This is a genomic window from Streptomyces silvisoli (assembly GCF_029269905.1).
In the GTDB taxonomy this organism is placed as follows: domain Bacteria; phylum Actinomycetota; class Actinomycetes; order Streptomycetales; family Streptomycetaceae; genus Streptantibioticus_A; species Streptantibioticus_A silvisoli_A.
On sequence record NZ_JARJBC010000010.1, the window covers coordinates 208,090 to 220,988 of the forward strand.

At 71.2% G+C, this 12,899-nt stretch carries 14 protein-coding genes; 7 read left to right on the forward strand and 7 right to left on the reverse strand.

Annotation, left to right across the window (positions count from 1 at the left end; all coding sequences use genetic code 11):
* Positions 1 to 5 precede the first annotated feature (5 nt).
* Both P3G67_RS18355 and P3G67_RS18360 read left to right on the forward strand, forming a co-directional pair.
* Positions 6 to 1,283 (forward strand): thymidine phosphorylase, encoded by a 1,278-nt coding sequence (locus P3G67_RS18355; RefSeq protein ID WP_276094404.1) that lies wholly within the window; start codon positions 6 to 8, stop codon positions 1,281 to 1,283.
* Positions 1,284 to 1,380: 97 nt separating this feature from the next.
* Complete coding sequence (locus tag P3G67_RS18360; RefSeq protein WP_276094405.1) at positions 1,381 to 1,971, forward strand: Uma2 family endonuclease; 591 nt, start codon at positions 1,381 to 1,383, stop codon at positions 1,969 to 1,971.
* On the opposite strand, the gene P3G67_RS18365 is transcribed toward P3G67_RS18360, so the two are convergent.
* On the reverse strand, positions 1,968 to 3,224 hold the full coding sequence (locus P3G67_RS18365; protein ID WP_276094406.1) for an MFS transporter: 1,257 nt from the start codon (positions 3,222 to 3,224) through the stop codon (positions 1,968 to 1,970). The genes P3G67_RS18360 and P3G67_RS18365 overlap by 4 nt on opposite strands.
* Before the next feature lie 62 nt (positions 3,225 to 3,286).
* Between P3G67_RS18365 and P3G67_RS18370 the strand changes: the two genes are divergently transcribed.
* Positions 3,287 to 4,285, forward strand: a complete 999-nt coding sequence (locus tag P3G67_RS18370; protein WP_276094407.1) for a LysR family transcriptional regulator — start codon at positions 3,287 to 3,289, stop codon at positions 4,283 to 4,285.
* A 160-nt stretch (positions 4,286 to 4,445) separates the two neighbouring features.
* Here the strand turns inward: P3G67_RS18370 and P3G67_RS18375 are convergent, their stop codons facing one another.
* On the reverse strand, positions 4,446 to 5,156 hold the full coding sequence (locus tag P3G67_RS18375; RefSeq protein WP_269853592.1) for an alpha/beta hydrolase: 711 nt from the start codon (positions 5,154 to 5,156) through the stop codon (positions 4,446 to 4,448).
* Between the two features lie 195 nt (positions 5,157 to 5,351).
* Here P3G67_RS18375 and P3G67_RS18380 point away from each other — a divergent pair, with 195 nt between their 5' ends.
* Positions 5,352 to 6,572, forward strand: a complete 1,221-nt coding sequence (locus P3G67_RS18380; RefSeq protein ID WP_276094408.1) for an adenosine deaminase — start codon at positions 5,352 to 5,354, stop codon at positions 6,570 to 6,572.
* A 177-nt stretch (positions 6,573 to 6,749) separates the two neighbouring features.
* The gene (locus P3G67_RS18385; RefSeq protein WP_276094409.1) at positions 6,750 to 7,079 is read left to right on the forward strand and encodes a hypothetical protein; all 330 of its coding nucleotides are present in this window, start codon (positions 6,750 to 6,752) and stop codon (positions 7,077 to 7,079) included.
* 82 nt (positions 7,080 to 7,161) lie between these two features.
* Here P3G67_RS18385 and P3G67_RS18390 read toward each other — a convergent pair whose 3' ends face one another.
* From P3G67_RS18390 to P3G67_RS18405, 4 genes are all read right to left on the reverse strand, one after another.
* Positions 7,162 to 7,704: a VanZ family protein gene (locus P3G67_RS18390; protein ID WP_391858286.1), complete on the reverse strand. Its 543-nt coding sequence runs from the start codon at positions 7,702 to 7,704 to the stop codon at positions 7,162 to 7,164.
* Positions 7,705 to 7,780: 76 nt separating this feature from the next.
* Positions 7,781 to 8,374: a hypothetical protein gene (locus P3G67_RS18395; RefSeq protein ID WP_276094410.1), complete on the reverse strand. Its 594-nt coding sequence runs from the start codon at positions 8,372 to 8,374 to the stop codon at positions 7,781 to 7,783.
* On the reverse strand, positions 8,371 to 9,948 hold the full coding sequence (locus tag P3G67_RS18400) for a sensor histidine kinase (protein ID WP_269853588.1): 1,578 nt from the start codon (positions 9,946 to 9,948) through the stop codon (positions 8,371 to 8,373). The genes P3G67_RS18395 and P3G67_RS18400 overlap by 4 nt, the downstream gene beginning before the upstream one ends.
* Before the next feature lie 31 nt (positions 9,949 to 9,979).
* Complete coding sequence (locus P3G67_RS18405) at positions 9,980 to 10,657, reverse strand: response regulator transcription factor (RefSeq protein ID WP_276094411.1); 678 nt, start codon at positions 10,655 to 10,657, stop codon at positions 9,980 to 9,982.
* 204 nt (positions 10,658 to 10,861) lie between these two features.
* Between P3G67_RS18405 and P3G67_RS18410 the strand changes: the two genes are divergently transcribed.
* Complete coding sequence (locus P3G67_RS18410) at positions 10,862 to 11,632, forward strand: SigE family RNA polymerase sigma factor (RefSeq protein WP_276094412.1); 771 nt, start codon at positions 10,862 to 10,864, stop codon at positions 11,630 to 11,632.
* Positions 11,633 to 11,697: 65 nt separating this feature from the next.
* Here P3G67_RS18410 and P3G67_RS18415 read toward each other — a convergent pair whose 3' ends face one another.
* On the reverse strand, positions 11,698 to 12,369 hold the full coding sequence (locus P3G67_RS18415) for a uridine kinase family protein (RefSeq protein ID WP_276094413.1): 672 nt from the start codon (positions 12,367 to 12,369) through the stop codon (positions 11,698 to 11,700).
* Positions 12,370 to 12,498: 129 nt separating this feature from the next.
* Between P3G67_RS18415 and P3G67_RS18420 the strand changes: the two genes are divergently transcribed.
* The gene (locus tag P3G67_RS18420; protein WP_276094414.1) at positions 12,499 to 12,867 is read left to right on the forward strand and encodes a hypothetical protein; all 369 of its coding nucleotides are present in this window, start codon (positions 12,499 to 12,501) and stop codon (positions 12,865 to 12,867) included.
* Positions 12,868 to 12,899: the final 32 nt, after the last annotated feature.

Genomic DNA, 12,899 nt, shown 5'->3' on the forward strand with positions numbered 1-12,899 from the left:
ACCTCATGGACGTCATCTCCGTCATCCGTACCAAGCGCGACCGTGGTCGTCTCAGCGACGAGCAGATCGACTGGGTGATCGACGCGTACACCAAGGGCCAGGTCGCCGACGAGCAGATGTCCGCGCTCGCCATGGCGATCCTGCTCAACGGTATGGACCGGGCCGAGATCGCCCGCTGGACCGCCGCGATGATCGCCAGCGGTGAGCGGATGGACTTCTCGTCGCTGCCCCGGCCGACCGCCGACAAGCACTCGACCGGCGGCGTCGGCGACAAGATCACGCTGCCGCTGGCCCCGCTGGTCGCCGCGTGCGGCGCCGCCGTACCGCAGCTGTCCGGCCGTGGCCTCGGCCACACCGGCGGCACGCTGGACAAGCTGGAGTCCATCCCCGGCTGGCGTGCGCTGCTGTCCAACGACGAGATGATGGGTGTGCTGCGCGACGTGGGCGCCGTCATCTGCGCCGCGGGAGACGGGCTGGCACCGGCCGACAAGAAGCTGTACGCGCTGCGCGATGTCACCGGCACGGTGGAGGCGATTCCGCTGATCGCCTCCTCCATCATGTCCAAGAAGATCGCGGAGGGCACCGGTTCGCTGGTGCTGGACGTGAAGGTCGGCTCCGGCGCCTTCATGAAGAACCGCGAGGACGCGGCCGAACTCGCCCGCACCATGGTCGGGTTGGGCACGGATCACGGCGTGAAGACGGTGGCGCTGCTCACCGACATGTCCACCCCGCTGGGCCTGACCGCCGGCAACGCGCTCGAAGTGCGCGAATCCGTCGAGGTGTTGGCGGGTGGCGGCCCGGCCGACGTGGTGGAGCTGACGCTGGCGCTGGCCCGCGAGATGCTCGACGCGGCGGGCCTGAAGGACGCCGACCCGGCGAAGGCACTGCGCGACGGCTCCGCGATGGACCACTGGCGCCGCATGATCTCCGCCCAGGGCGGCGACCCGGACGCGACGCTTCCGGTCGCCCGTGAGCAGCATGTCGTGACGGCCTCCGCCTCCGGTGTCCTCACCGGGCTGGACGCCTACGCGGTAGGCGTCGCCGCCTGGCGGCTCGGCGCGGGCCGGGCCCGCAAGGAGGACCCGGTGCAGGCGGGCGCGGGCATCGAGATGCACGCCAAGCCGGGTGACTCCGTCACGGCTGGCCAGCCCCTGCTGACCCTGCACACGGACACCCCGGAGCGCTTCGACTACGCCTTGCAGGCGCTGGAGGGCGGGGTGACCATTTCGCCGTCCGGCACGGAGTTCAAGCCGCAGCCGATCGTGCTGGAACGTATCGCCTGATTTTCGGCTCACTCGTACGCATGGACGGGACTGATGGACGCCCATCGGTCCCGTTCGTCATGCTGGGATCGGTGACGTACCGAACGAGGAGACCACCATGAGCGCACTGCCCGTCGAGCCAGTGCCCAGCGACGATTACGGCTGGGACGATCTCGTCCGAATCTGGGAGGAGACGGACGTACCCGAGGGCTGCAAGGTGGAGATCATCAAGGGGCAGCTCGTCGTGACGCCACCGCCTGCGAACTTCCACAACAGCATCGCGTCCAGGCTGCAGCGGATGCTGTTGACCGTGATCCCCGAAGACTGGGGCGTTTTCCAGACGCTAGGTGTTGCCGTGCCCTCGCACAGTGGGCTGTTCGTTCCGGACCTCGCGGTAGCCCCCGAGAGTGTGGTGGACGTACCAGGCAACTTCATCATGGCCGGCGAGACAGAGCTGATCGCGGAGATCACGTCAAAGTCGAACGCTGAACAAGACAGGGTCGTGAAGCCAGCGGGCTACGCCCAAGCCGGGGTTCCGCTCTACCTACTGATCGACCGCTGGGCGCCAGGAGGCCCCACGATCACGCTTTTCGGCGAGTCGAACGATGGCGTGTACCGGACGCTGCAGGCAACCAAGTTCGGCGAGAAGATCCACCTACCTGCCCCCTTCGACCTCACCATCGACACCAGCGTCTTCCCCGGCGCCTAGACGACCGCCGCCGTGCGCCGCGCCGCCCGCGTCCCGTACAGCGTGATGCCCGCCGCCGCCACCATCGCCGCCAACCCAACCGCCGTCGCGGCGGGCCAGCCGCCGTCGTGGTAGGCGGTGGCGCCCACCGTGCCGCCCAAGCTGTTGCCGACGTAATACGCCGTCAGGTAAAGGGCGCTGGCCTGGGCGCGGCCCGAGGTCACCGTGTGGGAGACCGCGCCGGAGGCGACGGAGTGGCCGGTGAAGAAGCCCGCCGTGATCAGCACGAGTCCCGCCAGAACAGCGGCGATCGAGTCGGCCAGGCTGAGCAGCAGGCCCACCGCCACCGCGCCTATCCCGCAGTACAGCGCACCACGCCGCCCGAGCCGCGCCACCAGCTTCCCCGCCGCCGCGGAGCTTGCCGTACCCACCAGGTAGACCAGGAAGATCGAGCCGACCAGACCCTCCGGCAGATCGAAGGGCGCCGCCGTCAGGCGGTAGCCGAGCACCGTGTAGACCGAGCCGAAGACGGCCATGAACAGCATGCCCAGCAGGTAGAGCCGCAGCAGTAGTGGATTGCGGACGTGCCCGGTGAGCGTGGCCAGCAGCGCACGCGGGCTGATCGGCGCCGGTGTGAAGTGCCGGGCCTTCGGCGCGAGCAGGATGAACGCCACCGCGCAGCACAGCGACAGCACGCCCAGCACACCGAGCGCCACCCGCCAGCCCGCGAACTGGGCGACGAAACCGGCGATCACCCGGGAGGCCATGCCGCCCAGGCTGTTGCCCGCGACGTACAGGCCGATCGCGGAGGCGATCGCCTTCTTGGAGACCTCCTCCGCCAGGTACGCCATGGCGGTGGCTGGCAGCCCGGCGAGTGCGACGCCCTGCAACGTCCGCAGCACCACCAGCACCGTCAGGTTCGGGGAGAACGGAATCGCGAGCCCGACCAGCGCCGCGCTGACCACCGCGACCGCCATGACCGGCGTACGGCCGTACTTCTCGGAGAGCGCGCTGACCGGGATCAGCGCCACGGCGAGCCCGGCCGTGGTCATCGCCACCGTCAGGCTGGCCTGCGCCGGACTCACCGCGAGGTCGGTGGAGATCGCGGGCAGCAGCCCCTGGGTCGAGTACAGCAGGAGGAACGTGGCCGTCCCGGCGGCGAACAGCGCCAGGATCGCCCGGCGATAGGCGGCGCTGCCGGGTAGGAGCTTGGTCTCCGCGGCGGCGTCCGTGGTCGCGGTGCGGGCGGACGCCGGGGTATCGACATCGGGCATACCCCGAACGTACGACCGGCACATTGATGCGTCCAATGCATGGAATGGCGATAATCGATCCCATGCAGCATGACCGCAGGTCAGCGCGGGGTGCGTCATCGCTCCGCAAAGAAGACGACATCGAGGCGACAAATATCCGTCAACGTAAGGCAGACGGGCGCAACTGGCCCGCGGTGCTCGCGCCGCGGCTCGCGCAGTTCGCCGCCGTCGCCCGCCATGAGCACGTGACCCGCGCCGCCCATGAACTGGGCGTACCGCAGTCCAGCCTCAGCCGGGCCATCGTCCGCCTTGAGGACGACCTCGGCGTCACGCTGCTCGCCCGGCACGGCCGCACCGTCTCGCTGACCCCCGCCGGGCGGGCGTTCCTCGGCTCGGTGGAGCGCGCCCTCGACGGCGTGGAGCGCGCCGCGGAGCGGGTGCGGGCCGACGCCGACCCGGCGACCGGCCGGGTCTCCTTCGGCTTCCTGCACACCCTCGGCCCGGAGACGGTGCCGGGCCTGCTGCGGGAGTTCCGCGCGGATCATCCGGGGGTGCGCTTCCAACTCGTGCAGAACTACGGCGAGGCGATGCTGGAGCGGCTGCGCGCGGGGGAGTTGGACCTGTGCCTGACCGCGCCGCTGCCCGACGCGCCGGACCTCGTGGTGCGCCGCCTCGACGAGCAGCGGCTGCGGCTCGTGGTCCCCGAGGGGCACCGGCTCGCCGGTCGCAAGCGGGTGCGGCTGGCGGAGACCGCCGACGAGTGGTTCGTCACCCTGGAGCCCGGGTACGGGCTGCGCCGCATCACCGACCGGCTCTGCGCGGAGGCCGGGTTCACCCCGAAGATCGCCTTCGAGGGCGAGGAGGCGGAGACGTTGCGCGGCCTGGTGGCGGCGGGGCTCGGTGTGGCGCTCCTGCCTCCGCCGCCTGTCCCGCGCCCCGGCGTCGCGGAGTTGACGGTCTCGGGGACCCGGGCGGTCCGCGAGATCGGCGTGGCCTGGCTGGACGGGCACGCCGACACGGCCCCGGTCGCGGCGTTCAAACGGTTCCTGTTGGGGCGGCGGGGGCGACTGCTGGCGCCTTAGCGGTCACTCTGTCGTGGGCCGGGCCATCCGCCCAGAGCCACACGTCGCTCAGGCAAGGGCCTCGCGTTCCGCCGCATCCATGATCTCGCGGCTCTCGGCGAGGGCAGCGCTCTCACCGTAGCGCGGCCCCCACGGGCGCCCGGGAGCGTCGCACGCGTTTTCATACCTTCGTGCGAAGGTGCCTCCCGAACCCCGCCGCCAGCGGCATCCGCAAGCCCAGGGGCGGCGGAGCCGCCAAGGCGTCGACCACCGGGCGCGACAGTGCCCTGTCGCACAGCGTGCCGAGGGTGAAGTCGGCCGTGAGGGCGAGGACTTCCGGGCGGTGCTGGTGGAGGAAATGGCCGTCGGAGTGCACCTCGAAGCGGCAGACGTTGGGGTTGACCTTCTTGACGCGCTCCGCAAGCCGATAGGACAACTCGGGGTCGGATGTTACGTCGTTGGTGCCGTGCACCATCAGCACATGGCGGCCCGCCAGATGTTTCACCGGATCGGGTTCCTGGCCGCGCGGCAGCCAAGGGGCGATCGCCGCAACGGAGTTGACGGCCGGGTGGCCGCCCGCCCGTAGCGCGGCGCGGGCGCCCATGTCGATGCCGACCAGGCACAGCGGTACGTCCCCGTACCGCCGTACGATCTCCTCGGCCGCCCACGCGGCGTCCTCGGCCGGGTGCGCGTGGTTGCCGTTCCAGCCGCGGTAGCGGTAGTGCACCACATGCGCGACCAGCCCCTCCGGCCGTCCCGCCCGCACCAGCGCGCGGGCCAGCGGCCAGGCCGTGGCGGCCGACAGCGCGGAACCGCGCCGGTTGCTGACGGCACGGCCCGCGGGCAGCACCAGTACCGCGGCGCGCACCGCGGTACCGGCGACGGCACCCATGGCCCGTCCCAGCCGAGCACCACGCGGGGGCGCCGCGCCTTTGCGTGGGGTGGCCCCCGCACCCCCGAGCGATTGCGAAGCCATGGCAAGACCTTGGCAGAAAGGGCGGTGTGCTTTACCTGGCAGGTAGGTCAATGTTCGGTATCGGAATGGCACCAACCGGTTTTCTACGCGCGTAGGCGCTAGCATCGGCCAATGGAGAAGACAAGCCAGCTCACGAACCAGCTGGAGCAGACCCTCGGCGACGTCGCCTCCGCGACGCCGGACCGGATCCGCCGGGCCCCCAAGGTGCTGCTCCACGACCACCTCGACGGTGGTCTGCGCCCCGAGACGATCATCGAACTCGCCCAGGAGATCGGCTACGAGAACCTGCCCGAGACCGACCCCGCGCGGCTCGCCGTCTGGTTCCGGGACGCCGCCAACTCGCCCGCCAAGGAGGGCGGTGCCGGTCTCGTGCGCTATCTGGAGACGTTCTCGCACACCTGCGCCGTGATGCAGACCCGGAACGCGCTCTACCGGGTGGCCGCCGAGTGCGCCGAGGACCTGGCCGCCGACGGTGTGGTCTACGCCGAGATCCGCTACGCCCCCGAGCAGCACCTGGAAGCCGGGCTCACCCTCGAAGAGGTCGTCGAGGCGGTCAACGAGGGCTTCCGGGAAGGCGAGCGCCGGGCCATGGCCGCCGGGCACCGCATCCGGGTGGGCGCGCTGCTCACCGCCATGCGGCACGCCGCCCGCTCGCAGGAGATCGCCGAACTCGCCAACCGCTACCGGGACCTGGGCGTCGTCGGCTTCGACATCGCGGGCGCGGAGGCCGGCTTCCCGCCCACCCGGCACCTGGACGCCTTCGAGTACCTCAAGCGGGAGAACAACCACTTCACCATCCACGCCGGTGAGGCCTTCGGTCTGCCGTCGATCTGGCAGGCGATCCAGTGGTGCGGCGCCGACCGGCTCGGCCACGGCGTACGCCTGATCGACGACATCCACGTCTCCCAGGACGGCTCGGTCAAGCTGGGCCGACTCGCCTCGTACGTGCGGGACAAGCGGATCCCGCTGGAGATGTGCCCGACGTCCAACCTGCAGACCGGCGCCGCGGACAGCTACCACGAGCACCCCATCGGGCTGCTGCGGCGGCTTCACTTCCGGGTCACCGTCAACACCGACAACCGGTTGCTGGGCGGGACGACGCTCAGCCAGGAGTTCGGCCACCTGGTGGACGCGTTCGGTTACACGCTCGACGACCTGCTGTGGTTCACCGTCAATGCGATGAAGTCCGCGTTCATTCCTTTCGATGAACGTCTGGCCATGATCAATGACGTGATCAAGCCCGGCTACGCCGAGTTGAAGGCCGAGTGGCTGTTCCGTCCGGCGACCGCGCAACGGCCGCTGGCCAGCGATTCTCCCGCTGAGCGGGACTGACGGGCAGGCGCCGCAACGCGCTTGGGGCCGTGCGGTCACGGTGGCGCGCACGGTCCGGTCGGCCTGTTTGCGCCGGCGACGCAGCGTCACTACGGTGCTGCGAACGGTGATCGCCTCATGACCCGGCGTGGTCACGCTGCCGTCGGGCCGCCACAAGCCACCAGAGGATTTGAAACGATGAAGAACGGAACCATCAGGACCCTCGGTGCCGCAGCGCTCGGTGTGGCCTTCGCCGCCGCCGCTGCCGGCACCGCGAGCGCCGCGAACGTCGCCCCGTCGGCGCTCCCGGCCGTCAACCCGGCCACCGCGCTGGACGGCCTGACCCAGAAGCTCCCGGTCCAGCAGGCCACCAACCTGCTGCCCGGCGTGGGCACCACGGTCGAGTCGGCCCAGGGCGTGCTGCGGGGCCTGTCCGGTCCGGACGGCAACGGCCTGCTCGGCGGGCTGAAGCCGGGCACTCTGCCCATCTCCTCGGTCACCGACGCGGTGGGTGCCGTCGGCCACTGACGCCCATCCTCCTTCGGGCGTCGGACCGGAGCGGGCCGTGTTCTACCCCCGGGACACGGCCCGTTCGCACGCCCGGCGCGGGTTACCGGGTGGCGCTGAGCCCGGACATCGCGGGCGTCCTGCTCTGCGGCTCACGGTCCGGTCGGCGCTCGTGCCGCCGGTGGCCGCGCCTGCGCAGTGCCGCCCGCGCGGCGGGCACCACCAGCAGATGGGCCAGCGCCACCCCGGCCGTGTTGAGCAACAGCGCGTCCACGTCCAGCACTTGACCGGCCATCCAGGTGCGCACCGCCTCGATGCCGAACGAGAGCATCAGCCCGGTGAAGACGGTACGGGCGAAGGAGACCGCCGGGGGTACGTCCAACCGCCCACCGGCCAGCGGCAGCAGCACACCGAGCGGCGCCAGCAGCGACAGCCCGCCGCCGATGTTCCGTAGCGCCGCCGCGGGGCCGAGGGCGAGGTCAGCCCGAATGGTGTGCAGCGGGGTGAAGCTGCCCGCCGCCATCCAGGTCGCCGACATCGGTCGCAGGGTGAGCCAGCAGACCACCGCCAGATACACCGCGGTCAGGACCGCGCCCAGGGGTCGCGCCCAGGTCAGGGTCAGTGGCTGCCGCTCATCTCGCTGCACGCCGGGAATGACGCTGTGTGACCTGCGGCGGTTCCTTGGTCCCGCCGGACGAGACCTACGTCATGTCGCACTCGGGTCAAGAGGCCCTGGCGCCCTCGGTCGCCCCGGCGTCCGGGCGGGTGCGCAGCGCGTCGTCACAGCGGTAGCGCAGTGCCGGGGTGCTCCTGTCCGGCCCGCCGAGCACCACGGAGCGGTCCGCGGCGCCCGCCGCGGTCCCGGCGAAGGTGCACACCAGCTGGCCCACCGCGAAGGACGGCAGGTCGTCGGGGTCCTGGTTCAGCCGCAGGGCCTCCGCCGGATCCCCGGGGAACGGACCGCTCACCGTCAGTCCGCCCGGCACCTCGGAGGCGAAGCCGCCCTTCTCCTCGGCCTGGTCGGGCTTGTGCTGCAACTCCGTCAGCAGTGTCCGGGCCGTGCCGAGCCGGTCCTGGTGCTGGTCGGACACGATCCGCCGCACCGGTGAGACCCGTTGGCTGCACACCAGGTAGACGTCCACGGCCACCCTGCCCGGCGCCTGGCTCGGCGCGGTGCGCGGCTGGTCGCAGGAGACTCGGGTCGGTGCGGCGCCCGCGTCGACCGGCACCGAGGTGGCGCGGATCCCGCACCCCGCCGTACCGAGGGCCAGCGCCAGCACCACTCCCGCGCCCAGCAGCCGCCTTGGCGACGTCAACTCCGCCCCTCCTCCGGCTCGTTCGGCTCGCCGTGGTCACACGGATCGCCGGAGTCATGGTGTTCCGCGGGCGGGATCGGCAGTCGTAGCGTGAACACGGCGCCGCCCTCCGGCCGGTTGGCCGCGGTGATGGTGCCGCCGTGGATGTGCGCGTTCTCCATGGCGATGGACAGACCGAGCCCGCTGCCCTCCGAACGCGCCCGGGAGGCGTCCGCCTTGTAGAAGCGGTCGAAGACATGCGGAAGGACATCCTCCGGAATGCCCGGTCCATTGTCCGCCACCTCCACGACCAGTTCCGCCCGTCGGCCGCCACCGGCCTCAACGGAGGCGCCGCGCGCCGCGGTGCCGTCCTCGGTGCGCACCGTGACGCGCACCGGAGAGCCGCCGTGCTTCAGCGCGTTGCCGATCAGGTTGGCCAGGATGACGTCGAGACGCCGGGGATCAAGGCGGACCACGATGCCGCGCGGCGCGTCCAGCTCGACCGCGTCTAGCCAGGCGCGGGTGTCGATGCAGGCGGTCACCATGTCGGCGACGTCCACCTCGTCGGCGCGCAGCTTGGCGGTGCCCGCGTCGAAGCGGGTGACCTCCATCAGGTTCTCCACCAGGTCGCCCAGCCGCCGGGTCTCGGTGACCACCAGCCGTACCGCCGGCTCGATCATCGGGTCGAGGGCGTCCGCCTCCTCCTCAAGCACCTCGGTCACGGCGGTGATCGCGGTCAGCGGGGTGCGCAGCTCGTGCGACATGTCGGCGACGAACCTGCGGGACGCCTCCTCCCGGCCGCTCAACTCCTCGACCCGGCGCTGCAACGCCTCCGCCGCGCTGTTGAACGTCCTTGACAGTTCGGCGAGTTCATCGGTGCCGGAGACCCGCAGCCGGGTGTCCAGACGCCCCTCGCCGAGCCTGCGCGCCGCGTCCCCGAGCCGCTGTACCGGCCGCAGCACCGTGGAGGCGGCGGCCTGGGCGAGCAGCGCGGCGCCGATCAGGGCGAGCGCGGTGGCGATGCCCAGCGACCAGGCGAGCGAGTTGAGGTCGGAGCGCTCGGCGTCCAGCGACTTGTACATGTAGCCGGTCGGGCCGTTGCCCATCATCTTCGCGCCGCCGACCAGGAACGGCCGCCCGCCGGGCGCGGTCCGCTGCCAGTACAGGTGGTACGCGGCCTCGTTGCCGCCCTTCAGCGGCCGGGGGTTGTTCACCGCCTTCTGCAACGCGGCCGGTACCTGGTCCAGGGTGAACACGTCGCGGTCCGAGGTGGCCGCGCACTCGTTGCCCCCGCCGTCCTTGGCGATCAGCAGCACCTGGTAGCTCTGCGTGCTCGCCGCCATGCGGTTGGCGGCCTCCTGCAACTCGTCGCACGGCGGATTCACCGGCAGCGAACCCACGTTGCGGGTCATCGACGCGCGGAAGTCGTTGAGCGCCGCGTTCTGCGCCCGTGTGAGCACCGCGTCCCGGTTCAGCCAGTACGCGATGCCGGAGACGGAGACCGCGGCGGTCAGCGCCACCGCCGCGAACACCGCGACCAGGCGCAACCGCAGGCTGCCGAACCGCAGTCGGGACACAGCGGCCCTGAGCTTCACCGCGGCCTCGCTATCGCCCGTACGTCCGTCCTCACTGCGGCGGGTCCAACCGGTAGCCGACACCACGCACGGTACGGATCAGCTTCGGGGACGACGGGACGTCCTCGACCTTGGCGCGCAGCCGCTGGACGCACGCGTCCACCAGCCGGGAGTCGCCCAGGTAGTCGTGCTCCCACACCAGCCGCAGCAACTGCTGCCGGGACAGCGCCTGCCCCGGGCGGCGGCTCAGCTCAAGCAGCAGCCGCAGCTCGGTCGGGGTCAGCTGGAGGTCCTGGCCGTCCTTGGTCACCGTCATCGCCGACCGGTCGATCACGATCGCGCCGAACGCCGCCGAGTCCGTGCTGTCCCGTTCGCCGCGCCGCAGCACCGCGCGGATCCGGGCGTCCAGCACCCGCGGCTGGATCGGCTTGACCACATAGTCGTCGGCACCCGACTCCAGGCCGACCACCACGTCGATGTCGTCGCTGCGCGCGGTGAGCAGGATGATCGGCAACTGGTCGGTGCGGCGGATCCGACGGCACACCTCGAACCCGTCGATACCCGGCAGCATCACGTCCAGCACGATCAGGTCGGGACGCTGCTCGCGCAGCCGTTCCAGACCCTCCTCGCCGGTCGCGGCGGCCACCACGCGGTGGCCCTGCCGGGATAGGGCCAGTTCGAGGCCCGTACGGATGGCGTCGTCGTCCTCGATAAGCAACAGGAAGGGCACGCAGGCCATTGTGTCGCACCGGGGGGTGCCACCGCGTACACCCCAGTGGGCGAAGCAAGGTCGCGGAGCGCTGTGACAGTGCTGTGACACTCGACGGACAGGCTCATGAAAGTGGTCCGCCAGAGTTGTGGTCAACAGCGGGAAGCCCCGCTGGGGACTACCACGAAATCCAGACCTGACCGGTTCCACTCACGGGGGCACGAGATGAGCGCAATGCACACCACCACCTCCGCCGCGATCGTGCGGCCGCGTCCGCACACCGCCCAGTGGAACAGCGAAGGACTGTCCGGTGCCGCAAGCGGGCGGGGGTGCGCACGCGGCACCGGACGCAACACGGTCGGCTCGGCGATGGTGCGCCAGCGGGCGCCCTACCTGAGCGCGATCGACGGCGGGGCCGCGGGGGCTGCCGCCAACACCGCGTACGGGGAGGCGGCGAGCGCGCGGAAGGCGGTCAGCGAGGCGGACTTCACCGCCTACGTCGCCGAGCGCCGCGCCTCCCTGTACGCGACCGCCTACCACCTGACCGGCGACCGGCACGAGGCGGAGGACCTGCTGCAGAGCGCGCTGTTCTCGACCTACCGCGCCTGGGACCGGATCAGCGACAAGGCGGCGCTCGGCGGCTACCTGCGCCGCACCATGACCAACCTGCACATCAGCGCCTGGCGGCGGCGCAAGCTGAACGAGTACCCGACCGAGGAACTCCCCGAGACCATCGGTGAGTGCGACGCGATGCGCGGCACCGAACTGCGCGCCGTGCTGTGGCAGGCGCTCGCCAAGCTGCCCGAGCAGCAGCGCACCATGCTGGTGCTGCGGTACTACGAGGGCCGCACCGACCCGGAGATCGCCGAGATCCTCGGCATCAGCGTCGGCACCGTCAAGAGCAGCATCTGGCGCTCGCTGCGCCGGCTGCGCGACGACGAGGTGCTGGCCCAGGGCCGCGACGAGGCCGAGGCGTTCGACGAACTCGTCGCCTGAGACTGGGGGAAAACGGGGAACGGGGGCCGAAGGGGCGGGACCGCGAGGTTCCGCCCCTTCGGCAGTTACGCCCGCACCGGTTCCCGCGCGGCCGCGGCGGCCAGGATCCGCCCGAGCGCCTCACCCTGCCCGCAGGGCACCGCCTTGAGCGCGGTCTGCCGTGCGACGACCTCGTGCTCCGCCCGCATCAACCGCCAACCCCTGCGGAGCAGATAGGGGACCGACTTGCGTCCCTCGCGCAGATCCCGCCGGAACCGCCGCCAGGCGGTGACCAGCGGACGCCCGCTCAGGCACACCGCGTCACCCAGCACCCCGGCCGCGCGGCAGCGCTCGACGATCTCGGCAGCGAAGATCCCCTCGGCGACGAACACCGGCGCGCCGCCCAGTTCGAACTCGGTCATGCCGACGATCGAGCTGGTGGCGATGGAGTACACCGGAACCACCGCGGTACCGCCGCGCGCCGCCGTCTCGATCGCGGCGACCGCCGCGTCCGCGTCCCAGGACAGCGGCGAGTCCCAGTCCGTACCGCCACCGCCCGGCAGGGCGGGCAGAGTTGGGTCGTCGCCCTCCTTGTAGAAGTCGTCGAGGTTCAGCACCGGAAGCCCGGTACGGGCGGCGAGCGAACTCTTTCCGGAACCGGAGGGCCCGGTCAGCAGCACAACCCGGGAGGGAGAGGGCGCCGGGCGCGAAGCGCCTCGATCGAGGGCGGAGGCGGGCGACGGGTTGGAGGCAGTCACGGGACACCAGTGTGAGGCATACGACGCGCGGAAGCGCTGGTGGACCGTGCGTGATGAATCAACTACGCTGGGTGTTTACAGGTTTGTAGGTCAATGCCCTTGATGTCGGGTTAAGTCAGGTAGGTCGCCATGTCGTTCCGTATCCCAGCAGGCCGCGCGCTGCTCCGTACCGCGGTCGCCCTGTCCACCGCCGCGGGGGCCCTGGCGGCCAGCGCGGGTGCCGCCTCGGCCCGCAGCGAACTGCACCTGCCGGGCAGCGCGGACGTGGTGAGCGGCACGTTGCAGGGCCTGGACAGTTCGGTGGGCCCGGTCAAGCGCCTCCAGCTGTACCCGCTGGCGAAGACCACCGTCGACCCGCTGACCAACACCGTGGGCACCCAGATCGCCGACTTCAAGCCGATCAGCACCAAGGCGCTGACCAAGCCCTTCTCCGACGGCGACTCGCTGTCCCAACTCCCGCTGGTCGGCCCGATCACCAAAATCCTGCCGGGGGGCTGACCGCGAACGGCCGCCCCCCGGCAGGACCAACG